The sequence below is a fragment of the Corynebacterium singulare genome, from assembly GCF_000833575.1.
GTDB classification, from domain to species: domain Bacteria; phylum Actinomycetota; class Actinomycetes; order Mycobacteriales; family Mycobacteriaceae; genus Corynebacterium; species Corynebacterium singulare.
In genome coordinates this window covers 714,655-740,600 of sequence record NZ_CP010827.1, presented here as the reverse complement: position 1 = coordinate 740,600, position 25,946 = coordinate 714,655, and the positions used below count along the sequence as shown (strand labels likewise).

Genomic DNA, 25,946 nt, shown 5'->3' with positions numbered 1-25,946 from the left:
CTACAAACTCACATAAGGAGAAAAAATTGTCCATCACCTATCGCGTCCAAAACCCGGTCACCAACGAAGTGGTCGAAACCTTCAACACCGCAACCGATGCCGAAATTGAAGCCACCCTGGCCAAATCCGCTGCTGCCTTCCAAGAGTGGTCCACTCGCCCAATTTCTGAGCGCGCCGAAATTATGACCCGCGTCAGCGAGCTTTTCGAAGAGCGCAAGGAAGAGCTCGCCAAGATCGCCGGAGACGAGATGGGTAAGCTCCACTCCGAAGGTATCGAAGAAGCAGAGTTCTCCGCGGCCATCATCAAGTACTACGCCGATAACGGCGCTGACTTCACCAAGGACCAGGAGATTCCCACTGCCTCCAACGGAACCGCTGTTATCCGCCGCCTGCCTATTGGCCCGCTACTGGGCATCATGCCGTGGAACTTCCCTTACTACCAGATCGCCCGCTTCGTCGCCCCGAATCTGATGCTGGGAAACACCATCATCCTTAAGGATGCAGAGATTTGTCCACGTTCTGCTCTGGCAGTTCAGAAGATCATGGACGACGCCGGCGTTCCGGAAGGCGTCTACAACAACGTTTTCGCTAGCCACGACCAGATTTCCACCATCATCGCGGACTCCCGCATCCAAGGCGTCTCCCTCACGGGTTCTGAGCGAGCTGGATCCATTATTGGCGCCCAGGCAGGTGAGAACCTGAAGAAGGCTGTTCTGGAACTTGGCGGCTCCGACCCGTACGTTCTGCTCGACACCGACGACGTCAAGGCAGCTGCCGAGCTCGCATGGGGAACCCGCATGTACAACACGGGCCAGGCGTGCAATTCCAACAAGCGCATGATCGTGATGGAGGACATTTACGACGAGTTCGTTGCAGAACTCGAGCGCCTCGCAAACGCAGCCGTACAAACTACCCCGGATAACGAGAAGGAAGGCGGCTACTCCGCACTTTCCTCCCGTGATGCCGCCGAGAAGCTCCGCGACCAGCTGGACCGTGCCGTTAAGGCTGGCGCTAATCTACGCGCTGGTGGAGAACTCTCCGAAGAAGGTGCCTACGTCTCCCCCGCCGTCATCACTGATATTCCGGTCGGCTCCGATATCTACTACGAGGAATTCTTTGGCCCAGTCGCAACTGTCTACAAGGTCAGCAACGATGAAGAGGCCCTCGATCTGGCAAACAACACTCAGTACGGCCTGGGCGGTACCGTGTTCTCCCAGGACACCGAACGCGCTGCAGCGGTCTCCCGTCGCCTCGAGTGCGGTATGGCCAACGTCAACACCCCCGCTGGAGAAGGCGAAGAAATGCCTTTCGGTGGCGTGAAGCGCTCCGGCTTTGGTCGCGAGCTCGGACCGCTGGGCATGGATGAGTTTGTCAACAAGCAGCTCTACTACGTGGAGAAGTAAACCCCGCTCCCGCTATCGCGCTGAGCACACGCCCAGTGTAAATTTTTTGCCAAGGAGACTGCCGGATCCCAAAGGATTACGCGGTCTCCTTGGCAGTTTTCTGCACAGCTACATTCAAAGCGCTACTCTGGAAACGTGCTGCGGGGTGCAGCACACCACGAACTCGGGGGTTCTCCATGACTAATTTCGTCGTAACTGGCGTCAGTAGCGCCACGTTGAGCCGCGGAGCAAAATCCGGGCGTTACATCAAAGTGTGCTCGACGCTTTATCTCACGCGTGAACCTACTCCGCACGAGCTTTTGACTCTTCTGGTGGAACGCTACCCCGGACTGCGGGTCACGGGTCCAACTGCCGCGCAGATCTATCTGGGACAGGAACTCTCATTCCCACTGCATGTCGCCCATCGCAGCCAGCTGCCGCAGTCGCCCTACTTCCATGCTTATCGCACAAAGAAACTTAAGGCGCTGGTCAAGAATGGGTTCGCTATCCATATACCGTGCCTCGCTGCCGAAAGGCTCGATGACGCCACCGCCACTACATTGCTGGAAACCTTCTACGCCCGCCGAGACGGACCCCGGTACCTCCAGCGCCACAACGAGGGCGTGCGTTTTAGTCCGCGGGTGCGCTCTCTCATCGAACTCGCTGCACTAGGCACTGATTCCGAGGTGGAGAAGATCCTTAGCCACGCACTCACTGAGGCAGGGCTGCGCGTAACCAACAACGTCCGTCTGGGAGCGTATTACTGGGACATCGTCATCCCTGAGCTCAACGTCATCGTGGAAATCGATGGATTTAGTTTCCACACAAGCGATAATCGCTTGACTTTCGCGAAGGATCGGTGGAAGGGAAACGACGCTACCCTAGCCGGCTATATTCTCCTCCGGTACAGCGGAAGTTGTATCGTCTACGAACTTCCCCGAGTAGTCGACCAGATTCTGTCGGTGCGTGAGCGCCCAGTACCTATGCCGGAGCACGGGGTGTGGACTTGGCACTGGCTCTTCGTTCGCGAGGCAGATCAAGACCAGTACACCATCTATTCCTCTTGAGCGTTGGTTGATCAACGGCGGAGCCGGATAGCGGGTGCAAAAAATGAGCACGATAGCCCTCGAATCTGGGTCGATTCCGAGACTATCGTGCTCAAATCTTGCACTGCCCCATCAGGGCTTCACATGCCGCTTACTTGTATTCGTTAAACTGCTTCACCACTACCTGCAACGCCTCGCGCCACAGGTCCTCCGGAATGGCGAGTGACGGCAGGAAGCGGATGACGTTGTGGTCAAGGCCGCAGGTAAGAATAAGTACGCCTTCAGCCTTGGCGGCGTCAGCAATCTTGTGGACCAGCTCGGAATCAGGCTCACCGTCAGCGGTGACGAACTCGAGGGCCAGCATTGCGCCGCGACCGCGGAACTCAGCAACGCGGTCGTCGCTTAGGATTGGCTCCAGCTCCTCGCGGGCAACCTTCTCCAGGTTCTGTGCGCGGGCGCCGAAGTCCTTCTCTTCGAATTCCTTGAAGGTGGCCAACGCTGCAGCACACGCAACCGGGTTACCGGTGTAGGTGCCGCCCAGGCCGCCTGGCTGTGGGGCGTCCATAATTTCAGCGCGGCCGGTGACAGCAGAGAGCGGCATACCGGAGGCAATACCCTTCGCAATGGTGACCATGTCTGGGACGATGCCCTCGTGGTCGGAGGCGAACCAGGTGCCTGTACGCATCATGCCGGCCTGAATCTCATCGACGATGAAGACGACATCGTTATCGTTGCACCACTTCTGGATGGCAGCCAGGTAGCCCTCGGCAGGAACGACGAAGCCGCCCTCACCCTGAATCGGCTCGGTGACCACGCAGGCAAGGTTGGCAGCGCCAACCTCCTGCTCAATCATGGTGATGGTCTTCTTCGCCGCTTCAGCACCCGTCAGACCATCACGCAGCGGGTAAGACATCGGGGCACGGTAGATTTCCGGGGCAAAGGGACCGAATCCGTTCTTGTATGGCGACTGCTTTGCGGTCATGCCCATGGTGAGGTTAGTGCGGCCATGGAAAGCGCGGTCCATGACCACGACGCCACGCTTGCCGGTGTAGTTGCGGGCAATCTTGACGGCGTTTTCTACGGCCTCAGCGCCGGAGTTAAACAGTGCGGTCTTCTTCGGGTGATCGCCCGGGGTGACCTCGTTGAGCTTTTCCGCCACGGCAACGTAAGACTCGTACGGCGACACGGTGAAAGAGGTGTGGGTAAAGTGCGCCACGGCTTCCTGCACCGCAGCCACGACTGCCGGGTTGGAGGCACCAGCGGAGGTCACGGCAATGCCGGAGGCAAGATCAATGAAGCGGTTGCCGTCGGCATCGGCAAGAATGCCGCCGTCAGCGTCGACGACGTAGCCCGGAAGGGACGGAGCCATGCCTGCGGGCAGCGCGTTCTTGCGGCGCTCGTCCAGCGCGGAGCTCTTCGGGCCGGGGACCTGCTGGCCCAGGTGACGGGACTGTTCGATGTGGTATTCAAGTTCCTGCATGATGTTCCTTTGTTCGGCGGGTAACTGGGATGCACATAGTGTGTCTCATGCCACCCCGGCCGCTCTATGGACATCACGTACAAATTTTGAGCTCTTGACTGTGTAGTCTGTCCACTATGCGCGAGATCTCCTTCCGCTGGCTCAGCAACCAGCGCTCCCTCAACCTGCGAACCGTCGTGGATGGGCCCGAGCATTTCGACACCATCCACGCCTCTGAGTTGGCTGACCCCACCGAGTTCACCTCACCCGGCGAGCTCCTACTCACTTTGGGCTTGGCCTTCGAGAAAAACTCGGAAGGATTCGAGCGCTACGCTGCGAGGCTAGCCTCGGCGGGCGTACGCGGCATTGGCTTCGGCACGGGGCTGGCGTTCACACAGGTGCCCGCCGAGCTTATCGCCGCCTGCCGCCACCACAATGTCACCCTGCTCGAGGTTCCGCGCGCCACACGATTCATCGCCATCATGTCCGCTGTATCGCAGGAACAGGCTCGCCTCAACAACAACGCACAATTCGCACTGCACCGCCAACAGGAACGCCTCAACAAAGCGGCCACTAACGGCATCGGCGCGCTCATCAGCCAAGCTAGCAAGGAACTCGGCGCTGCTGTGGCCGTTGCCAGCGCCTCCGGAACAGTCATCAGTCACCGCGACCGAGAGCACCTCAGCGCTGTGTCTTCCGCAGTAGACGCGGCGGAGCAGACGGCGCGCGGCGCAGGGACGTCGACAAGCACTGGTGCCACCATTAGCAGTGTTTTTGGCACAACGGGGCGCCGTTTTGCCCTTGCCGTCACCCGCGTGGAGAAGTTCGATTCCTACTCACGTGCATTGATTCGCCACCTTGCAGGTCTGGCCAGCTTGCTCCTAGACCATCCAGATATGACTGCGCACACCATTCTTGGTGCTTTAACTCTCGATGCCCACCTCGCAGGCGTGTCCACCCCCGCCCTGCAAGCGGCCTTCCACATGGTGGATAAGCACGGGGTCGTGGATCTGCTGTACGTCACCGCCCCCTCCCCTTCGCGCTTGGCACGTGCGTTGGGAGAACTCACCAAAGCAGAGCCAGAAAGTTTTGTTCGTCCGGAACATGATGCGGCACTTATCGTGCTTCCGCCCGGCGCTGCTCAAAGTAATTTATGGGAAAAACATGCACGCTACCTGCGCGTAGCAGTCATACACCACACTGCGTGGCAGACAGTGACCCCCTCCCTTGTCGCATCCCTCAGCGCACATGCGCGCAGCTTGCCACTGGGCACCATGTCTCCCTTCGACTCCGCGGCCCCCTCCTGGCTCGCCGAGCCTGGGGTGCCTGAGGCGCTATCCACTCGCCGCGCAGCGACCGTAGACAAGCTTGCTGCTCACGATTCCCGTCACGGCACCGAACTTGCCGCCACGCTTCGCGCTTTCCTCGTGGGCAACGCGAACCTAGCCGCTGCCTCCGCGGAACTGGGGGTCCATCGCCATACGGTCCGCGCGCGGCTCGACAAGGTAGAGGAGCTGTGCCAGGTTGACCTCACTAACCCGGTGACACGGGCAGAGCTCTTGCTACTCAGTATCGATTCGTCACGCTGATGCCTAGAATGAGCAGTTCGGCTGCCACAAGCGGATCCTTGAGGTCCACTTCGAGGAGGGCCTCCAAATCGGCGATGCGCTTGCGCACCGTGTGGCGGTGGGCATGGAGTTCTTCAGCTGTACGGCTAACGTGCCCACCAGCACGAAGGTAGACCTCGAGAGTATCGGCAAGATCGGTCGAGTGCTCGGCGTCATAAGCACGAACCTTGCCCCATGTCTCTCTGGCCCGAGTATCAACTGCACCTTTAACTCGCGGATCCTTAGCCCAGCTCAGAGTGCGGGATTCTGGACCCGCCAACATTCCCGGCTGAAGCCCGAATGCAATGGACTCCAGCTCGCGTACGATCCCCACCCCCAACTCGGACCACGGCATGGGCTGACCCACCACAATGCGTTTATTACCACGAATATCGCGCAGCAAGTCCTGCAGATTCTTCATACTGCGGTTGCCGCGGAACAAAAACAAACTAGATAACTCATCCACCGTGAGCTCGAAAAGCAAACGGCCATGGTCCTGAAGCCGGGCATCAAGCGCCTGCGTAAAGCGCTGATGAGCACGCTCACCTTCCGATTTCACCAGAACAGGGCGGACGCGCCCTTGAGCATCACCGACCATGTGAAAGATGCGCCGCATGGGATCCTCTGGCTGATCCATGCCGAGTTGGATCGCCATGGCCATCGAATTGAGCTGATTTTGCGTTTGGCGCAGCTCCTGCGGGCGCTTCACGTTCAGCTCCGCCAAACCTGCGGCTTGTTTCAGCAAGGCACGTTCGTTCACCCCAAAGCTTTCACGGGATGCCGCTAACAGGCCGAAAGAGCGCAAACCATGGTCCGCTAAGCGCTGCGCCAGCACATTCCACTGCCCCACATGGCGGGCGGCATGAAAGTTTTGAGAACGGGCGTCAGCAATAACAGGATTCCAGTCCACCGGTGGCAGCGTCGGCGCTGAGGCCTGGGCGAACACCCGACCATCTTTGTCTACGAGGCAGACATGAGCCCCTAACAGTTCCGTGGTCTTCTCCACCAACTCGTCGAGACCTGCCACGGCGGCGTCGTTCAGCGCGCCCTGCTGAGCAATGAAGCGCTCGAGGCCTTCTTCGCGCTGACGCTGCAGCTCTGCATGCACACAAGCCAAGACAGACACAAAAGGAACGCGCAAGGCCACGGTGAATAGCGATACATCACACTCACGAGCAGCGTCGACCATAGCGGGCGGAACTTCATCAAAAGCGATGCCAACGCCAAATCCCACCCCCGAAACCCCACCTGATGCCACCCCTCGGACGTACTCCGCCAGCTGATCTGGGTGCCCCTCAAAGGCAATACCAGTGAGCAAAATGACCGCGCCTGATCCCACAAATTCACGTGGATCTCGCAGTTCACAGGGGTGCAAGACAGAGAAATCGCGTCCGGAATCATGGAGAATCTCAATCCCCAGATCGGGTTGGCCAGCCAGCCAGCGCAGTGAAACCTGCCCTTCTTCAAGTCCGAACGCTACCCCCGTATCCACCGTGGACAAATCTTCACCTTTCTTTCGCCGGTTTGTCTATGGCCTCAACCTCATCCTAACCGCAACAATGACGTACATCATAAAAACGTGAAGCATCGACCCGATGCACACCGCCGAGCATCACAAGGAGACAACAAACATGCAGGATCTCACCCACCGCCTCCCTCAGGAGCGGAACGTCACCACTGCAATTCCTGGCCCGCGCAGCCAAGAGCTCAACGCCACCCGCGAATCCGAAATCGCTGCCGGCGTCATCCCGGGCTACCCGTCCTACATCACCGATGGTGACGGCGGCGTTCTTCTCGATGTCGACGGCAACACCCTCATCGACTTCGCATCTGGCATTGCCGTCACCAGCGTGGGTGCGTCCAACCAGCGCGTAGCCAAGGCCGTGGCCGAGGCCGCCAGCCACCTCACCCACACCTGCTTCCTCAATGCACCGTACGAAGGCTTCATTAAGGTGGCACAGAAGCTCAACGAGCTGACCCCGGGCACCCACGACAAGAAGACCGTACTCTTCTCCACCGGTGCGGAGGCTGTTGAGAATGCCGTAAAGATTGCCCGTAACTACACCGGCAAAAACCGCGTCGTCGTTTTTGACGGTGCCTTCCACGGCCGCACCAACCTCACCATGACCATGACCGCCAAGAACAAGCCGTACAAGTCCGGCTTCGGCACCCTCGCGGCCGATATTTACCGCGCTCCCATGTCCTACCCGCTGCGCGATGGCCTCGATGGCAAGCAGGCCGCCGAGCGTACCCTGCGCTACATCGAGCAGTACGTCGGCACCGAAGAGCTCGCCGCCGTCATCATCGAGCCCGTCCAGGGCGAGGGCGGTTTCGTCGAGCCGGCTAAGGGTTTCCTCCCGGCACTGCAAGAGTGGTGCACCGACAACGGCGTTGTCTTCGTCGCCGACGAAATTCAGGCTGGCATCTGCCGCACCGGCTCCTGGTTCGCCAGCGAGGACGAGGGCATCATCCCAGACCTCATCACCACTGCCAAGGGCGTCGGCGGCGGCATGCCGCTGTCTGCTGTGACCGGCCGTGCGGAAATCATGGACTCCCCCGGTCCTGGTTCCCTCGGTGGCACCTATGCCGGTAACCCGGTGGCCTGTGCCGCATCCCTCGCCGCTTTCGAGGAGATGGAAGAGCTTGATCTCAACTCCCGCGCTCGCGAGATTGAGGCAATCATCCGCGAGGAGCTGGAGCCGCTGCTCGAACTCACCACCGTGGCCGAGGTTCGTGGCCGTGGCGCCATGATCGCCCTCGAGCTCGTCGATGACAACAACCAGCCCAACGCCGATCTCACTGCCAAGGTAGCGAAGACCTGCCGCGAGCAGGGCGTCATCGTCCTTACGTGTGGTCTGGACGGCAACGTCATCCGCCTGCTCCCACCGCTGGTCATCAACGAGTCCACCCTCCGCGACGGCCTGGGCGTGCTTGCCGACGCCATCCGCGCCAACTAATTCTCCCCAACTACTCACTGCTACCCATCACTACTCACCAAGGAGTCACACACCATGAAGATTTACGATTGCATCATCCTCGGCACCGGCTACGGCGGACTGGGCATGGGCGCCCAGCTGGTCAAGGACAACGAGAAGGACTTCCTCATCCTCGAGGCGGCCGACGAGGTCGGCGGTGTCTGGCGCGACAACACCTACCCGGGCGCTGCCTGCGATACCCAGGCGCTGATCTACTGCTACTCCTACTTCCTCAACCTCGGTGTCTCCCGCATGTTTGCCGGCCAGGTCGAGATGCAGGGCTATCTCAAGGCTCTGGCGGAGGAATTCGGCCTCTACGACCACATCAAGTTCAACCACCGCATCACTCGCGCTGAGTGGAAGGAAGACCTCAAGGCCTGGGAGATCGAGGCTGCAGGTGAAACCTACTACGGCCGCGTCTTCGTCGGCGCCTGGGGCCAGCTCTCCAAGCCGAAGATCCCGAACTTCCCGAACCGCGAGGCCTTCCAAGGCGTGCAGTTCCACTCCGCTGAGTGGAACCACGATGTGGACCTAAACGGCAAGAAGGTCGCTGTGGTGGGCAACGCGGCGTCGGCAGTCCAACTCGTGCCGGAGGTAGCCAAGGAGGCTGCGAAGCTCTCCGTGTTCCAGCGTTCTGCTAACTACATCCTCCCGCGCAACCAGGTCATCTTCACCGAAGAGGAGACCAAGGAGTTCAAGGAGAACCCGGATTCCTACCGCGCCATCCGCCAGGAGATCCACGAGGTTCGTGAGGAAGGCTTCGACCGCACCCGCAAGGGCACCGACTCCGCTGCCGAGGGCGTGGAGCAGGCCATGGAGCACCTGCGCTCCCAGGTCAACGACCCAGAGCTCGTGGAAAAGCTCACCCCAACCTTCGCCTTCGGCTGCAAGCGCATTCTGCGCTCCGATGACTTCTACCCCACCTTCAACCGCGACAATGTTGAGCTCATCACCGCGGGGATTGAGAAGTTCACCGAGACCGGCATTCGCACCGATGACGGCGTTGAGCATGACTTCGATGTTGTCATCTACGCCACCGGCTTCCACTCCCAGGAATTCCAGGGTGACCTGCCGATTGCCGGCCGTGACGGCATCGACCTGCGCGAGCGTTGGGGCAACTCCCCGGAGGCCTACCTGGGCATGTCCGTGGATGGTTTCCCGAACTTCTTCATGCTCTACGGCCCGAACACCAACCTCAACCACCACTCCGTGGTGGCCATGCTCGAGGCCCAGGACCGCTACATCTCCCAGGCTGTCGCCTACCTGCGCGATAACCCGGAGGCTGCACTCGATGTGAAGAAGGACGTCATCGACGAGTTCAACACCCGCATCCAGAAGGAACTTGAGGCTTCCGCATTCTCCGCGGACTGCTCCTCCTGGTACAAGAACGAAGAAGGCCGCGTCATCAACAACTGGTCCGGCAACGTCGCCGAGTACTACGAGCTCACCGACGAGCTCAAGCTCGACGATTACCAGCTGGCCTAGGAGGCGACCATGCATACGCTGCACGATGATTTTTCCGGGCGTCCCGTCGCCGAGGATGCGTGGAAGGCGCTGAAACCGTTCCGCGATAACGGCGCGAAGTCTTTCGACAACTTCCCCATCCCCCAGGTGCGCGAGAACTACGTGGCCTCCGCCAAGGCTAATCCACTCCACGAGGACACCGAGCCGGCCACCACCGATTTCCAGGTCGATGAGTTTCAGGTTCGCCTCTATGACCCTCGTCCGGAGTCAGAGCGCGGCCAGGAGACTCCCGCGGTGCTCTACATGCACGGCGGCGGCTGGCTTATGGGAAACCTGGAGACGCACAACTCCTCGGTCCGTCGCCTAGCAGTGCTCACCGGTCTCCCCGTCGTAGCGGTGGATTACCGCTTGGCTCCGGAGCACACCTACCCGGCGGCTATCGACGATTGCCGCGCGGCTTACCGCTGGCTCTCCAACCCGGAAGCTGAACACGGACTCACCGTCACCTCCATCGCGGTGGCCGGTGACTCCGCCGGTGGACAGCTTGCTGCCACGCTGGCCAATGAGTTCACGGGGAGTGAAGACACCGCCAAGCTCAGCGCCCAGGTCCTCCTCTACCCCATCACGGACTGCTCCCGCGAGCGCACCGAGAACGGTGCCTCGTACAAGCGCCTGGAAGAGGGCTTCCCGCTCACCGCGAACACGATGCGCTGGTTCATCGATACCTTCGTCACGGAGGAATCGCAGCGCACGGCCACGGATTTGTCGCCACTGCTTCTCGACGAGCTCCCCGAAGGTCTTCCCCCAGCACTCGTCATCACTGTGGATAACGATCCGCTCGCGGACGAGGGCATCGAGTACGCCGGCAAGCTGGCCAAGGCTGGTGTCGACGTCACACACAAGCACCTCGTGGGCTACCACCACGGTTTGTTTACCTCCGCGGCCATCATTGACCGCGGCGAGGAGGAACTCGCAACAGTTGCGGAGTTCATCACGGCGGCGACGAGCTAACTAATCCTGTCGCTACGTCGCGGGGCAGGCTCCCTCACGTCAGGCAGCCTGCCCCGTTCGCATAACCACACGTTTCTATCCTCTAACAGTTAGGTTTATCATGCTCAAGCGTTCATTTGGTATCGCGATGGCATTCATCGGCGTGCTCGCAGGCGCATCCTTCGCCTCCGGCCGTGAGGCGCTTCAATACTTCGTTGCTTTCGGCAACATGGGTATTTTCGGCGCCGTCGTCACCGCCCTTGCCATGACCATCTCCGGCATCACCATTCTTCAGCTGGGTTCTTATCACCGCGCCAAGGAGCACACCTCCGTCTTCGACGCGGTCTCAACGCCCATCGTGTCCAAAATCCTCGATATCGCCACGCTCACCTGTTTATTCTGCATCGGCTTCGCCATGTTTGCTGGTGCCGGCACCAACCTCAACCAACAGTGGGGCTGGCCGGTCTGGATCGGCGCGATCCTCATGCTCGTGCTCACTCTCCTCACCGGCTTGCTGGACGTGGACAAGGTGACCATCGCCATTGGCCTCATCACCCCGTTCATCATCGTCCTGCTGACCATCGGAACCGTCTACACCGTGTTCACGGCAAACCCCGACTGGTCGCACCTCAACGAGCAGGCACAACAGATCCCCACGACGCTGCCGAACTGGTGGGTTTCTGCCTTCAATAACCTCGGCCTCAACGTCATCGTGGTGGTCTCCATGATGATCGTCATCGGCGGTAACTTCCTGGATGCCAAGGAAGTGGGATACGGCGGCATTCTCGGCGGCCTATCCTTCCTGTTCCTGCTCGCCGTCCTGGTCGGTGGCCTCTACGTGTCCGTGGGCCCCATCACTGAGGCTGAAATGCCCACGTTGGCCATGATTGAGCAGATTCACCCGGCCCTGGGGGTGGCCATGGCGATTGCCATCTACGGCATGATTTATAACACCGCCATCGGCATGTTCTATGCCTTTGCCAAGCGCCTGACCCGCGGCAAGCCGCAGCACTTCTACAAGGTTTACGTCATCTCCGTGCTCGTCGGCTTCGTGCTCTCCTTCATCGGCTTCTCCAACCTCATCGGCTGGGTCTATCCCATCCTGGGCTACATGGGCATCGCCATCATGTTCATCATCGGCTATGCCTGGCTCAAGAACCGCAAGGAACTGCAATCTGAGGCGGATCTGCGCCGGCGTGCGCGCGAGCTGCTCCAGCACCGTTTTGAGAATGACAACCACCTGTCTGACGAAGAAATGCGCGAGCTCACCGCCATTGCCCGCAACTCCTCCATCCCGGAGTCTGATTTCATCCGCGAAATCATGACCGAGGTCGATTCCGACGATGTCCCAGACGATATGAAGATTGGTGACGGTAAGCTCCATGCCCTGATTACGGGTAAGCCTATCCCGCGCGCCAAGAAGAAAGCCTAGGCCTAATATGCTGTAGGCATGTCCCTCCTCGGCTCCATCCTCTCCCACCTCGCTAGCGGCACGCCCATCCCAGATGGGGTGCGGGAGCAGTTGACGGCCGAGGAGCTTGGTGCGCTTCGGGGCTTGGAGGAAACCATGCGCGCTAACCAAACGTGGCGTGCCATGTCGACCAAGCTTCTCGATGTCTCCCAGATGCTCAACGCCGGCCGTGAGTCCACCGATATTCTCCAGGCCATCGTGCGGCACGCGCGCACCACCATTGGCACCGACGTCGGATACCTCAGCCTCAACGATGAGGATTCCGGCTTCACCAATGTTTTGGCCACCAGCGGCGTGATTACAGAGGAGTTTCGCACCATCAATATGCCGATGGGCTCCGGCGTCCTCGGCATCGTGGCGGCGACGAACCGCCCAGCATGGACCTACGATCATTCCGCGGACCCCGACGTCACGCACGTGGATTACGTTGATCATGCAGTCCAGGCCGAGGGCATTCGAGGCATTCTCGGTGCACCGATCCGCATCGGCGGCAAGACCATCGGCGCGCTGCTCGTGGGCGATCGCCACCCACGTCACTACACGCACGAGGAAATCGCAGCATTAGAGGTGCTCGGCTCCATCACCTCGGTAGCGCTAGAGAATGCCCAGGTCATCGAGAGCCAAGGCGAATCCGTCGAAGAGCTCACGCGGTCCCAAATCGCGTTGAGCCGCCACGTTCAGGAATTGCAGTGGCTTAATGATGTCGACACGCAGCTCCTTCACGTCTTGATGACCAACGCCAGCTTTGAGGAGCTGGAACGAGTTTTGGCCACGAGCCTTGATGCCCCGGTGAGTCTTTGGACATCTGAAGACTCCCCCATCGACGGGCCTCATAGCACGTTCGCGGTGGAGTTTAATGGCCGTGTGCTGGGCACCATTGGCGTGGACAAGGAGCTCAGCGATACGGAATTGCGCGTCATCAGCCATGCGTCGGCAGCGTTTACATCCATTGCACTTTTCGCAGAGGCGCTTGTCGACGCCACCGCGCGCAAAGTCGACGACCTCGTCTATGCCGTCGCTCTAGGCAACGCCGGGCGCGAAGAAATTGCTCGCCTGCGCCACCTCACCGGAATTAATCTAACCTCCTCCGCACAGTTGTATTTCTTGGGAATAAGCTCTGACAAGGGCTTACCTACCCGCCCCCAGCTGGAAAATCTCTTGCCGGGCCACGCAGCGATTACGCACCACGATCACCACGTCTGCGTGCTTTATCACCCAGAAAGAGACGTGAGTAAGGCGCTCGCCCCCTTGCTCACCGCCCATCCAGATTTGACTGTGTCCGCTATCGGCTTTAGCGGTGTGGCTGCCGCGCGCAGCGCACATGATTCCGCTATGGCCTATCTCGACTCTGCCATTGCACTTGGACTGCACGGACAGCTCGTCACGGAAGACACGCTCGGCACAGTGGGCCTCATCATGGGGGCTGACTCACATGCTTTGGAACTGCTGTCCACACGCACCATTGCCCCGCTGGTGCGCTATGACGAAGAGAATTCCACCGAACTTGTGGCCACAGCTCACCAGTATCTTCTATCCGGCCACAGCATTCCCCAGACTGCGCGAGCGATGTTCATTCACCCCAACACGGTACGCCAGCGCTTAGACCGCATTGTGGCGCTCATGGGTAAGGAATGGAGTGTTGGTCAGCGCGGCCTAGACGTCTTCCTCGCCCTACGCGCCCACACGATTCGAGGGTAGATAAAACAACATCCCTCTGGCATTTGCGTGTATTTTTCCACACCTCATTCTGCTCCTCCCGGCGCGCTGCTCGCGTAGATTTCGATGCATCAGCTCATCCCACGTCTGGAGGTAACCATGTCTGACACTCTCACCATTCGCGGCGCCGTTCTGGAGCGCTCTGGCGACGAGCGCCCGTACGCCGATTCCAAGCCCATTACCATCAGCGAGCTCGAGCTCACGGGTCCGGGCGAAGGCGAAATCTTGGTCAAGATCACCGCTGCTGGCCTGTGCCACTCGGATCTTTCCGTGGTCAACAACAACCGCCCGCGCCCACTTCCCATGCTGCTGGGCCACGAGTCCGCTGGTGTTGTCGAGGAAATCGGCCCGGGCGTGAGCAACGTGAAGGTGGGCGACCACGTCGTCATGACCTTCCTGCCTCGCTGTGGCGAGTGCGCCGGCTGCAAGACTGACGGCAAGATGCCCTGTGAGGTTGGTTCCAAGACCAACAACGAGGGCACCCTGATTCGTGGCACCCGCCACCTCACCCGTGACGGCGAAACCATCCAGCACCACCTCGGTGTCTCCGGCTTCGCCACCCACGCCGTGGTGTCCGAGCTTTCTGTCGTCCCGGTTGGTGCCGATGTTCCGGCCGACATCGCAGCCATCCTCGGTTGCGCTATCCTCACCGGCGGCGGCGCCATCCTCAACGAGATTGACCCGAAGCCAGAAGACAGCATCGCCGTTGTCGGCCTCGGTGGCGTGGGCATGGCCGCCATCATCACCGCCGCTGCTCTCGGTGTGAAGGAGATCGTGGGCATCGACATGCAGAAGGACAAGTGCGACAAGGCCATCGAAATCGGCGCCACCTCTGCCATGACCCCGCAGGAGGCCGAGGAGTCCGGCAAGAAGTTCACCGCCGTCGTGGAGGCCGCTGGCCACCCGAAGGCCCTCGAGACCGCTTACAAGGTCACCGCCCCCGGTGGTTTGACCGTGACCGTGGGCCTGCCCGCTCCAGGTTCCACCATCACCATCGACCCGCTCGTCATGACCGCCGAGGCACGTCGCGTCCACGGTTGCTACCTGGGTTCCTCCGTCCCAGCAAAAGACATCCCGAAGTACGAACAGCTGTGGCGCGAGGGCAAACTCAATGCCGAGGCTCTCATCTCGGACCACATCAAGCTCGAGGACATCAACACCGCCATGGACCGCCTGTCTGACGGTGTAGCACTGCGCCAGATTATCGAATTCGACTAAGCACTCACCACCTCTCCCCCACCAAGCCCTGCGCTTTATAGCGCGTGGGGCTTGGTTCCGTTTAGAAAGGACACTGTCATGGCTGAAACCACTGATGCCGAGAACCACGGCATCGGCTCTCCTTCGCCTCATTGGAAGATGGGGCCCTTTGACGTTCGCTTACCGTTCGTGCACTACCGCATGGAGTGGCCGGATTTCGCCCAAGGCTTGTTTATGTGCGTCGTCGACCTCGGCGCGATCCCGCTGATGACTGAAGCCCTGGGCATGCCCTATGAGGCAGCCTTGGCAGTCGTCATGCTCAACGGCCTGCTTTACCTCACGCACCACGTGCTCGGTGATCCGGTCGTTCCCGGTTGGATTACCCCGGCCATCCCGCTGCTCACCGTTTACATCCAGACCTTCCCGGAAGGCGATCAGCGGGTATGGGCGCTCATCAGCTTCCAGCTCATGCTGGGAATATTCTCGCTCACCTTGGGTATAACGGGATGGGCTTCGAAGGTGGTGCGGCTTATCCCGTCGGGTTTGCGTGCCGGAATCGTTTTGGGCGCTGGTATTGCCGCCATCATTTCAGTGTTCCAAGAGGACGGGCGCTTCCATTCCTTCCCTGTCACCATCACCATCGCGGTAGCCGTCGCATTTTTCCTCATGTATTCGCGCGGCTTCGCCTCCCTGCGCCAAAAGGCTGCCGGGTGGCGCTTCTTGGCATCACTCGGCATCCTGCCGGCCATCCTCATCGCGGTTTTCGTCGCGCCTTTAGCGGGCGAGGCTCCCTGGCCGGATGTCGAGTGGGGCTTCTCTAAGCCTGATTTCATTACGTTGTGGTCTGAGTACACCGTCTTCGGTGTCGGCCTGCCACCGGCACACATGTTCCTCACTGCTATCCCGACGGTTCTCGCAGCCTACATCGTCGTGTTTGGTGACGTCCTGCAGGCCAACGCAGTTCTCAAGGAGGCTGACCACGTCCGCACCGACGAGGCTGTGGTGTACAGCCCATCCCGCGCCCACCTCCTCTTCGGTGGCCGCAACATGCTGATGTCCATCATCGGCCCCGATATCGCGATGTGTGGTCCCCTGTGGGCCGCCATGCACGTCGTGATCGTGGAACGCTACAAGCAGGGCAAGCGCGCCATGCGCACCATTTTCGGCGGTGCCGGCTCTTTCCGATGGGGCACCAACGTAGGCCTCATCCTTCTCCCCATCACCTCCTTCGTCGAGCCCATCCTGCCCGTTGGCTTGGCACTGACTCTGATTATTCAAGGCTTCGTCTCGGTGCGCGTGGGCATCATGGAAGCAAAGAACCAAAAGGACCTGGGCATCGCCGGTGTTACCGCCGGCGTACTCGCCACCCAGGGCGCAGCCTGGGGCTTTGCAGCGGGCATCATCATGGTGCTTGTCATCTACGGCAAGGACCTGTTCAAGGACGAGCGTGATGGCACCATCCGCAACTTCGACGAGATCGATCCGGACGAAGGCTTCGCTGACGCCCAAGCTGACTTCACCGAGCTTGCTGAGCTCAATGACCTCGATGCAGACGGCCGCCCGATCCCACCAAAGATCCAACCTTCTAACAACAAAAAGGGTTCATTCGACTAGATTTCCTCGCCCACAAGGAGCCTTTCCAGTAGCGTTCTCAGTCCCGTCTCGAACGAAGCATTCGCTCGAAGGCGGGACTGTTCGGTTTTATCGGACGACTTGTCTCTGAATTGGCCCAAGTAGATGTCATTCATTTTTCGCAAGGGACTGTCGTGGGCACCGGGGGCCTCAAAAATGTCCAGTGGTGCATGCACGTCATAGGCAGAACCGAATACAAAAGACTCGAGCGCGACAAGCCTCGTGATTACGGCAATTTCCGGCACTCCAGCGAGTGCGATTACCTGAACAAGCAATTCGTACATTGCAGTGGTTTGCGGTGACCCCTGAAGCGGAAGCTCGGTAATCACGCGAATCAAAGGAATGTTGGCGGCCAAGATGTCCCGATAAGACCATGCCCAGTGGCGTAGCCCTTCATATGGCCCAATTTCCCCTTCAAGGGCCAATTCCAAAGCAGAGAGATCTACCTTAGCGATAAGATCGTCTTGAACCAGAGCCAAGAGCTCCTCCTTATTCGAGATGTGGTTATACAACGCGGCGGTACTCACCCGCATTGACCGCGCAACCGCTGACATCGACAGTGATTCAAGCCCCTTCCGCTCTACAATTTTTAACGCAGCAGACGCAATTTTGTCGCGGGTGACCAGCACTTTCATCGGACGCCCTTTGGAACGCGAAACTTTTTCCACTGTGATCCCTACAATTCTCTACAAAACTTTGTTACGATGGTCACACACTTAAATTAAACCCTTTAATTTAAGGCTGTAGCTCCGTCACCCATACGACGGTCTCACTCATCGCACACATATTGCACGCGAAGGAGCCCATTCCAATGGCAACGCCCACTAATGTTAATCCCAGCGCTGAAGAGCGCACAGTAGATGTCGTCGTTATCGGCGCCGGCGCCTCCGGCCTCATGGCCGCTCGCACGCTCAAAAAAGCAGGAAAGTCCGTCTGCGTTCTCGAAGCACGCAATCGCGTCGGCGGCCGCACCTGGAATGGAAAGGTTCTCGATTCACAGGGCACCGAGCACTTCATCGAGATCGGCGGACAGTGGATATCCCCCGACCAAACCCGCCTCACCGAGCTCGTAGACGAACTTGGGCTCGAAACCTTCCAGCGTTACCGCGAAGGAAAATCCGTGTACGTTTCACCTGACGGCACCCGCCATGAATTTGAAGGGGATACCTTCCCCACTTCGGAAGAAACCATCAGCGAAATGAATCGCCTTATCGCTGAGCTCAATCAATTGGCCGTGGAAGTTGACGCAAACGCCCCATGGGAGCATCCACGTGCAAAGGAACTTGATAGCCTTTCGTTCCGCGACTGGCTAGAGGGCCTCTCCGACGACGCCGAGGCTATCAACAACATTTCACTTTATATTTCCTCTGGAATGCTAACCAAGCCTTCACGCACTTTCTCAGTACTCCAGGCTGCATTGATGGCATCATCCGCGGGATCATTCGACAACCTAGTTGATGAAGACTTCTTGCTCGACAAGCGTGTGACCGGCGGCATGCAATCCGTCTCCATCACGATGGCAGAGGAACTCGGCGACGATGTCATCCTCGGCTCACCTGTCCGCACCCTCCAGTGGGCAACCCCAGATCCCGACACCGCGGATGCACCAAACAAAATTAACGCTGACGTCCGCAACGGAGTCGCCAACAACGGCGGCCCAGGAACCGTCACGGCATACTCCGACCATGCCACCGTCCATGCCCAGTATGCGATTCTCGCTATTCCGCCAAACCTCTATAACCGCATTTCCTATGTTCCTCCCCTGCCTCGCGAGCAGCATGTTGCCCACCAACACATTTCAATGGGACTCGTCATCAAGGTACATGCAGTCTATGAAACTCCATTCTGGCGCGAAGAAGGCTTATCCGGTACGGCATTCGGTGGAGATCGTCTGGTCGCAGAAATTTACGATAACACCAACTACGGCAGGAACTTTACCGGCGGCGAAGACGGAAAGGAGGATTCATTCGGCACACTAGTCGGCTTCGTCTCTGACGTTTACGCGGAAGAAATGTGGGCTCTTCCAGCAGAAGAGCGCAAGGAACGCATTCTGGAGGCCATGGCCATCTATCTTGGCGACAAGGTGAAGGAACCCATTGCCTTCTTCCTGTCCGATATGGCCGCTGAAGAGTGGACCCGCGGAGCGTATGCAACCTCCTATGATTTGGGCGGGCTATCACGTTGGGGACATTTGCAGAATCAGCCAACCGGCCCTATTTACTACTCGTCTTCCGACATCGCTGGCGCGGGATACCAACACGTCGACGGTGCAGTACGCATGGGTGAGATCGTCGCCAAGCAAATTCTCGGGCAGGGTTAGGCGGTGGATTTCAATGAATTCACCCGACGATTTCCCCCGACGTAAAGTTAGCGGCTCACTGCTGGTGGCCTATGTGGACACCGGCGACGGTCATGATGCTCTACAACTCGGAATCGCCCTCGCTCGTGAGCGAAAAGTCACTCTAAGACTTGTCTCCGTGGTTCCTCCTCGAACTCCCCAAGGCTTTGGAGTTCAGACTCAGGACACTGGGTACAACACAATTGTGAAAGAGCAGACCAAGCAGCGGTTACTTAAAGCCGTCGACACCGTGCCGAAGGACATATCTGCCACGTACCACGTAGTCGAAGGAGCCGAACCCGCTGTAGCTCTCACCAATGCGGCAGAGACCTTCAACTGCGATCTCATCATTGTCGGGGCTCGCGAGGGCGGACTCCTGAATCGCTTCCGCATTGGTGCTGTGTCTAGTTCCTTGTTGTACACATCCCGCATTCCGGTGGCCTTAGCACCCCAAAGCTATACATTCGGCGGTCCTATCACTCGTATCTCCGCCCTCGTCGGTCCCCGTCCAGGCCGGTCGGATGTCGCAGCAATCGGCCTAGATCGCGCTCACCGCCGCGCTGTTCCATTGCGTGTCATTACCTTGAGAATATCTGGTGAAGACACGGAAACCGATTTCGAACCTCAGCTTTCAAAAGCCTTGGATAAAGCCCTACACAGTGGACAGGCTTCCGCCGTCACCACGTCTGGGACCAACGTGCACGCAGCGCTGAGCAATCTGAGTTGGGAGGAAGGCGAAGTAGCTGTCCTTGGCTCAGCACGTATAGCTCGTGAAGGGCGACTTTTCTTAGGCGCTACCGCACACCGAATCCTCAAACATTTACCTGTCCCCACCATCGTTGTGCCTTCGGGCTACATGTCAGCAGAAGGAGGTGATCTCTCTTGAACGAAAATCCAGAAGTATCAGGCAAGGGTTTGGCAGCCGGAAAAGTCGGATTAATGGGTGCCGTCGTGATCGGCATCAGTTGCTTGGCACCGACGTACACCCTCACCTCTGGCATCGGGCCTGCAATTTCAGCAGTCGGGGTCTTTGTCCCAGCAGTCCTCATCTTGGGATTTATCCCAATGCTGCTCGTCGCCTTCGCCTACCGCGAACTAAACAACCGCGCTCCTGATTCCGGAACTACCTTCACATGGGCAACGAAAGCATTCGGCCCTTGGGTCGGATGGATGGGGGGATGGGGCTTAATCGCCGCAACCATTTTGGTACTTTCCAACCTCGCAGCGGTGGCGGTTGACTTCTTTTATCTTCTCGTTGCACAAATAGCAGGCAAACCCGAACTCGCTGATCTCACGCGTAACCTGTGGGTAAACATTCCCACAACGCTCGTGTTCTTGATCGCCGCTGCCTGGGTTGCCTACCGCGGCATGGATACGACACAAAAGATGCAGTACATCCTCGTTGCTATTCAGATCATTGCCATTTTGGCTTTCGACGTTGCAGCACTGTGGCGTGCTTACAACGGCGATGGCTTCGATTTTACTCCCGTTGAATTCAGCTGGTTCAATCCGTTTGAGATGAAGGATTTCTCCGTCATCGCAGCTGGTATCTCTCTGTCCATCTTTATGTTCTGGGGCTGGGATGTCACCCTCACCATGAATGAAGAAACAAAGAATCCCGAGAAGACACCGGGCCGAGCGGCCACAGTCGTCATTGTCGTAACCATCATCCTTTATGTCCTTACTGCTGTAGCAGTTATGGCATGGGCAGGAATAGGCGAGACCGGACTTGGTGCGGGAAATCCCGACAACCAAGAATCAATCTTTGCTGTTCTTTCTTATCCCGTAATGGGGCCTTTCGCCATCCTCATATATATTTCAGTTCTAGCGAGTTCTTTTGCATCCCTGCAGTCGACCCTTGTGAGTCCAGCACGAACAATTCTGGCAATGAGCTACTACAAGGCACTACCCCCTCAGCTTGCGAAAATTAGCCCTCGTTTCCAGACCCCCACCGTGGCAACCATTGTCGCCACGGTAGTGTCCGGAGCTTTCTACGCCATCACACGAGTGCTCTCAGAGAATGCGCTGTGGGACACCATCGCCGCGCTCGGCCTGATGATCTGCTTCTATTACGGCATCACTGCGGTGGCCTGCTTGTGGTACTTCCGCACTGAACTTTTCACGTCAGTGAGCAATTTCTTCTTTAAGTTTCTTTTCCCGCTTCTGGGAGGTGGCTTTCTGCTCATCATGTTCTTCATCACGGCATATGACTCCATGGATCCAAGCTTTGGATCTGGGTCGTCGATCGGCGGCGTCGGAACAGTCTTCGTCTTGGGAGCCAGCATCTTGATTATAGGGCTGATACTTATGTTCTTCACTCGCCTACGCCACCCCGAATTTTTCACCGGTTCTGTCATCAGCCGCAGTGATTCCCGCACAGATAACACCCCAACCTTGTCCTAGGAGGAAAAATGTCTCAGTACCGAGTCCAGAATCCAGTAACCGACACCGTCCTTGAAACGTTTGAGACTCTAGAGGATGCTGCGGTTGACCCCATCATCGCCGCATCATCCGATGCATTCGACGAATGGTCAGCAACCCCTGTGGCCAAACGCGCCGAGATTGTTGCCAAGGCCGCCGCTCTTTTCGAGGAGCGCAAGGACAAACTTGCTGCAATCATCGCGGAAGAAATGGGCAAACCTCTGCCCGAGGGCATTGAAGAAGCCGAGTTTTCTTCCACCATCATCCAGTACTACGCAGACAACGCTGAAAAGTTCCTCGCAGACCAAGAAATTCCCACTGAAGCTGACGGACGTGCTTTCATCCGCCGACGCCCCTTCGGGCCGTTGCTAGGGATTATGCCGTGGAACTTCCCGTACTACCAGGTGGCACGCTTTGCAGGTCCTAATCTAGTCGCCGGCAACACCATCATTCTGAAACATGCCGAAATTTGTCCCCGGTCCGCTCTCGCCATTGAAAACATTTTCCTCGACGCTGGTCTCCCAAAGGGGGTTTATACCAACATCTTTGCCAGCCACGATCAAATCTCCACTATCATCGCAGATCCCCGAATCCAGGGCATTTCACTAACCGGTTCTGAACGTGCTGGGTCGATCATCGGTGCACAAGCAGGCCAGCACCTGAAAAAGGCAGTTCTCGAGCTTGGAGGGTCGGACCCATACGTTATCCTCGACACCGATGACGTAAAAGCTTCAGCTGAGCTAGCGTGGGGCACCCGCATGTACAACACTGGACAAGCGTGCAATTCCAACAAGCGCCTCATAGTAGCTGCTGACATTTATGACGAATTTGTTAAGGAGCTCGTCACCTTGGCAAATGACATGAAGCCAGGCACGCCTTCGGAAGCAGGTGGTTCCGTTTATGCACCGCTGTCTTCTCGTAGCGCAGCAGAAAACCTTAAGGATCAGATCGATCGCGCAGTTTCTGCGGGAGCTCAGCTACTCGTCGGCGGTGAGCTCGCGGACAAAGGGGCTTATATTTCCCCTGCTGTACTTACCGACGTGCCTCGCGGAAGTGAGTGCTACTACGAAGAGCTCTTCGGGCCTGTCGCTACGGTTTACAAGTTCGAGACTGACGAGGAGGCGCTAGAGATTGCCAATGACACTGTTTTCGGGCTCGGCGCCGCTGTCTTTTCCCAAACCCCGGATCGTGCTCAGGCACTAGCCGAGCATATTGATTCCGGGATGACTAACGTCAACACACCTGCCGGTGAAGGAGCAGAACTTCCCTTTGGTGGCGTTAAGCGTTCAGGCTTTGGACGCGAACTAGGATCTTTGGGAATTGAAGAGTTCATCAACAAACAGATGTACTTCATCGCTAACTAACACCTCTTTGCCCGGTTGCCTTTTTCAGGCTCCGGGCTTTCTGTTTTCTTTGACGCGTCTGCTCCACCTAGAACCCCACACACCATCTGACCACTGTCTGACTAGTCCTCCATCAAGTTTTCCGCTACGAACCACAATTCGTATGTATAGTGATACACAACACTTTGTCTGCTGAAGGAGGAACAATGCGCGCCCCCGACAACGCCATCCCGGTAACCATAGCGTTGAGATGGTCCGACCAGGATGCGAATGCTCACGTCAACAACGCCACCATGGTCACTCTTATCGAGGAGGCCCGCGTGCGCGCTGCCACAGATCTCACTGGGCCTTTCTCCACGGATACCTACGCTCACGTGGTGCGTTCTCTCGAAGTGGTCTATGACGCCGAGCTCACCTATACCGATTCCATTGAGGCCCGCGTATGGGTTTCTCGCATCGGAAATACCTCCTACCAGGTCTCCCACGAGCTCATCCAGGACGGTACGGCGTGCGTGTTTGCTACGGCGACGCTGGTGCTTATCGACGTCTCACAGCGCCGCCCCATCCCCCTCCCCGAGGACCTTAAAGAGCGCATGCGCGCTCATTATTCCGAATAACCATTCACCCCATAGAAGGAGAACAACCATGATTTCCACCCGCGTAACCGAGATGCTCGGCATCGAACACCCCATCGTCCAAGGCGGAATGCAGTGGGTCGGCCGTGCCGAACTCGCCGCAGCCGTCTCCAACGCCGGCGGCCTCGGCGTGATTACCGCCCTGACCCAGCCCACCCCAGAGGATTTGCGCGCCGAGATTCGCCGCGCCCGCGAACTCACCGACAAGCCCTTCGGCGTGAACCTCACCATGTTGCCAGCCATTACCCCACCGCCCTACGCGGAGTACCGCGACGTCATCATCGAAGAGGGCGTGAAGATTGCAGAGACCGCTGGCAACAACCCCAAGGACCACATGCCAGCTTTCAAGGAGGCTGGTGTAACTGTCATTCACAAGTGCACCTCGGTGCGCCACGCACTCAGTGCCCAAAAAGTCGGAGTGGACATCGTCAGCATTGACGGCTTCGAGTGTGCCGGCCACCCCGGCGAGGATGATATCCCCGGCCTCGTGCTGATCCCAGCCGCCAAGGACCAGGTGGACATCCCCATCATTGCCTCGGGTGGCTTCGCCGATGGCCGCGGCCTGGCAGCAGCCCTCGCCCTTGGTGCAGAGGGAATCAACATGGGAACCCGTTTTGTCGCCTCTACAGAGGCGCCTGTGCATGAGAACGTCAAGCAGGCCATCGTGGAGCGCTCCGAGCTCGATACCCAGCTCATCCTGCGCGAGCTGCGCAACTCGACGCGCGTCGCCAAGAATGCAGTGAGTGATGAAGTGGCAGAACGCTTAGCCCAGGGAGCCGAGTTTGGTGATATCCGCCATCTCGTAGCCGGCAAACGTGGACGCGCTGTGTACGAGACCGGTGACCTCGACGCGGGCGTGTGGACCTGTGGCACCTCGCAAGGCCTGATTCACGATGTCGCACCCTGTTCCGAGATCGTCTCCCGCATTAGCGCCGATGCAGCACGAATCATCTCCTCCCTCACCGAACTTGTTAAGGACTAAATAATGACCGACGCCATTCTGACGCGCCGCGAAGGCAGCGTTCTCATCGCCCAGATCAACAATTCTTCTCGTCGTAACGCCATTGCGAAGGAGCACTGCGTGGCCCTCTCCGCCGCGCTTGCCGAAGCCTCCTCGGACTCTTCCCTTCGCGCCCTCATCATCACTGGTGACGAGACCGCATTCTGCGCCGGTGCAGACATTGTGGCAGCAGCTCAGGCCGCCGCCGCGGCCCAGCAGTCAGGTGAAACCCCGAACCCCGCCGAGTCAACAATGCTCCCCCAGCTCAACGCGCTCATCACCGAGATTCACGCGGCTGAGATTCCCGTCATCGCCGCTGTTGAGGGCGCAGCCGCCGGCGCGGGCGCGTCATTGGCGTTTGCCTGCGACCTCATCGTGGGTGGCGAGGAATCCTACTTCACCCTCCCCTTCGGCAAGATTGGCCTCATCCCTGATGGCGGCGTGAGCCTTACCGCCCTCGCTTCGCTCGGCCGTCACCGTGCCCTAGCCCTGTCGCTCCTCCAGGACAAGCTAGGGGTCGAGGAAGCAGCTGAGGCGGGGATCGTCGCCAAGCGCGCACCCCAAGGCCAAGCCCTAGAGACCGCACTCAAGGTAGCCGAGCGCCTGCACATCGCACCCCGTGATGCCCTGGCCAAGGCCAAGGAGGCCATCAACCGCACCACACTGCGCCAGCTAGACGAACAGCTGCAGTGGGAAGAACCCACGCAGTACGCCCAGATGGCCTCTGCGGGCCACAAGGAAGGCATCATGGCCTTCCTCGAAAAGCGCCCGGCGAGGTTCGACTAGCAAGACCGCCAGGTGATTACCAGCTTGATTCCATGGCGGTGCCAGAACAGTCCGCCATACTCATTCTTGTGCGTTTGAGAGAGCGCATGCGAGAGAGAACCCCTCACCCTCCGGAGGGCGGCCCTAGCCGATACACGGAGGGACTTGATAGAGACGTCGACGGGCCCCCTATTCCCTGGGGGCTCGTCGGCGTTTTGGACTTAACCGACAAAAAGTGACCTAAACGACAAAATGTGTTGTTTTACGGCGTGTCGAGTTAAACGACAGTTTGTGTTGGTGGCCTAAACGACAAAAAGTGTTGTGTAGGCCTACTTCGCGGTCATATGCTGTCAGCCTTCATGCCCGCCGCCTCCACGTGCGCCCACAAGCTTCCCCGGCCACATTGCCCTATCGAACTGTCCACGTTCGACACCACCTCAGTGCAGAATTAGGCTCGCCTCACCCCCGTTGGCAACCCCGAGGAACACGCCTGGGAAACCGTTGC

The 25,946-nt window shown here is 58.7% G+C and carries 20 protein-coding genes; 17 read left to right on the top strand and 3 right to left on the bottom strand.

The window, feature by feature from the left end:
* Positions 1-26 precede the first annotated feature (26 nt).
* Positions 27-1,403 carry an NAD-dependent succinate-semialdehyde dehydrogenase gene (locus CSING_RS03450; protein WP_042529738.1) on the top strand — a complete coding sequence of 459 codons (1,377 nt, stop codon included), beginning with the start codon at positions 27-29 and terminating at the stop codon, positions 1,401-1,403.
* A gap of 176 nt (positions 1,404-1,579) precedes the next feature.
* Entirely contained in the window at positions 1,580-2,449 is an 870-nt protein-coding gene (locus CSING_RS03445; protein WP_042529736.1) for an endonuclease domain-containing protein, read from the top strand.
* Positions 2,450-2,579: 130 nt separating this feature from the next.
* Here CSING_RS03445 and gabT (CSING_RS03440) read toward each other — a convergent pair whose 3' ends face one another.
* Positions 2,580-3,908, bottom strand: coding sequence for a 4-aminobutyrate--2-oxoglutarate transaminase (gene gabT, locus CSING_RS03440; protein WP_042529733.1), 1,329 nt, complete (start codon positions 3,906-3,908; stop codon positions 2,580-2,582).
* A gap of 116 nt (positions 3,909-4,024) precedes the next feature.
* Between gabT (CSING_RS03440) and CSING_RS03435 the strand changes: the two genes are divergently transcribed.
* A complete protein-coding gene (locus tag CSING_RS03435; RefSeq protein ID WP_042529731.1) occupies positions 4,025-5,476 on the top strand; it encodes a PucR family transcriptional regulator in 1,452 nt (483 codons plus the stop codon).
* Here the strand turns inward: CSING_RS03435 and CSING_RS03430 are convergent.
* Entirely contained in the window at positions 5,454-6,986 is a 1,533-nt protein-coding gene (locus tag CSING_RS03430; protein WP_236684064.1) for a PucR family transcriptional regulator, read from the bottom strand. The two genes, CSING_RS03435 and CSING_RS03430, sit on opposite strands and share 23 nt — an antisense overlap.
* A 139-nt stretch (positions 6,987-7,125) precedes the next feature.
* On the opposite strand from CSING_RS03430, the gene gabT (CSING_RS03425) reads away from it, so the two are divergent.
* The 7 genes from gabT (CSING_RS03425) (at position 7,126) to CSING_RS03395 (ending at position 16,921) form a co-directional block, all read left to right on the top strand.
* A complete protein-coding gene (gene gabT / locus CSING_RS03425) occupies positions 7,126-8,451 on the top strand; it encodes a 4-aminobutyrate--2-oxoglutarate transaminase (protein ID WP_042529729.1) in 1,326 nt (441 codons plus the stop codon).
* A gap of 54 nt (positions 8,452-8,505) precedes the next feature.
* Entirely contained in the window at positions 8,506-9,954 is a 1,449-nt protein-coding gene (locus CSING_RS03420) for a flavin-containing monooxygenase (protein ID WP_042529727.1), read from the top strand.
* Positions 9,955-9,963: 9 nt separating this feature from the next.
* The gene (locus tag CSING_RS03415) at positions 9,964-10,944 is read left to right on the top strand and encodes an alpha/beta hydrolase (protein WP_042529725.1); all 981 of its coding nucleotides are present in this window, start codon (positions 9,964-9,966) and stop codon (positions 10,942-10,944) included.
* Between the two features lie 100 nt (positions 10,945-11,044).
* Positions 11,045-12,355: a YkvI family membrane protein gene (locus CSING_RS03410; protein WP_042529723.1), complete on the top strand. Its 1,311-nt coding sequence runs from the start codon at positions 11,045-11,047 to the stop codon at positions 12,353-12,355.
* 18 nt (positions 12,356-12,373) lie between these two features.
* Positions 12,374-14,092 carry a helix-turn-helix domain-containing protein gene (locus tag CSING_RS03405; protein WP_042529721.1) on the top strand — a complete coding sequence of 573 codons (1,719 nt, stop codon included), beginning with the start codon at positions 12,374-12,376 and terminating at the stop codon, positions 14,090-14,092.
* A gap of 117 nt (positions 14,093-14,209) precedes the next feature.
* Positions 14,210-15,328: an alcohol dehydrogenase catalytic domain-containing protein gene (locus CSING_RS03400; protein ID WP_042529719.1), complete on the top strand. Its 1,119-nt coding sequence runs from the start codon at positions 14,210-14,212 to the stop codon at positions 15,326-15,328.
* A 78-nt stretch (positions 15,329-15,406) separates the two neighbouring features.
* Entirely contained in the window at positions 15,407-16,921 is a 1,515-nt protein-coding gene (locus CSING_RS03395; protein WP_042529717.1) for a permease family protein, read from the top strand.
* Here the strand turns inward: CSING_RS03395 and CSING_RS03390 are convergent.
* Positions 16,918-17,607: a TetR/AcrR family transcriptional regulator gene (locus CSING_RS03390; RefSeq protein WP_144403106.1), complete on the bottom strand. Its 690-nt coding sequence runs from the start codon at positions 17,605-17,607 to the stop codon at positions 16,918-16,920. The two genes, CSING_RS03395 and CSING_RS03390, sit on opposite strands and share 4 nt — an antisense overlap.
* 143 nt (positions 17,608-17,750) lie before the next feature.
* On the opposite strand from CSING_RS03390, the gene CSING_RS03385 reads away from it, so the two are divergent.
* The 7 genes from CSING_RS03385 to CSING_RS03355 all read left to right on the top strand — a co-directional run bounded on the left by CSING_RS03385 (position 17,751) and on the right by CSING_RS03355 (position 25,462).
* Positions 17,751-19,259, top strand: a complete 1,509-nt coding sequence (locus CSING_RS03385) for a flavin monoamine oxidase family protein (protein ID WP_042529713.1) — start codon at positions 17,751-17,753, stop codon at positions 19,257-19,259.
* 13 nt (positions 19,260-19,272) lie between these two features.
* On the top strand, positions 19,273-20,163 hold the full coding sequence (locus CSING_RS03380; RefSeq protein WP_042529711.1) for a universal stress protein: 891 nt from the start codon (positions 19,273-19,275) through the stop codon (positions 20,161-20,163).
* Between the two features lie 53 nt (positions 20,164-20,216).
* Complete coding sequence (locus CSING_RS03375; protein WP_042529709.1) at positions 20,217-21,680, top strand: APC family permease; 1,464 nt, start codon at positions 20,217-20,219, stop codon at positions 21,678-21,680.
* A gap of 8 nt (positions 21,681-21,688) precedes the next feature.
* The gene (locus tag CSING_RS03370) at positions 21,689-23,062 is read left to right on the top strand and encodes an NAD-dependent succinate-semialdehyde dehydrogenase (RefSeq protein ID WP_042529707.1); all 1,374 of its coding nucleotides are present in this window, start codon (positions 21,689-21,691) and stop codon (positions 23,060-23,062) included.
* Positions 23,063-23,247: 185 nt separating this feature from the next.
* On the top strand, positions 23,248-23,658 hold the full coding sequence (locus CSING_RS03365; protein WP_042529705.1) for an acyl-CoA thioesterase: 411 nt from the start codon (positions 23,248-23,250) through the stop codon (positions 23,656-23,658).
* A 28-nt stretch (positions 23,659-23,686) separates the two neighbouring features.
* Positions 23,687-24,658: an NAD(P)H-dependent flavin oxidoreductase gene (locus tag CSING_RS03360; protein WP_042529703.1), complete on the top strand. Its 972-nt coding sequence runs from the start codon at positions 23,687-23,689 to the stop codon at positions 24,656-24,658.
* A gap of 3 nt (positions 24,659-24,661) precedes the next feature.
* Positions 24,662-25,462: an enoyl-CoA hydratase-related protein gene (locus tag CSING_RS03355; protein WP_042529701.1), complete on the top strand. Its 801-nt coding sequence runs from the start codon at positions 24,662-24,664 to the stop codon at positions 25,460-25,462.
* Positions 25,463-25,946: the final 484 nt, after the last annotated feature.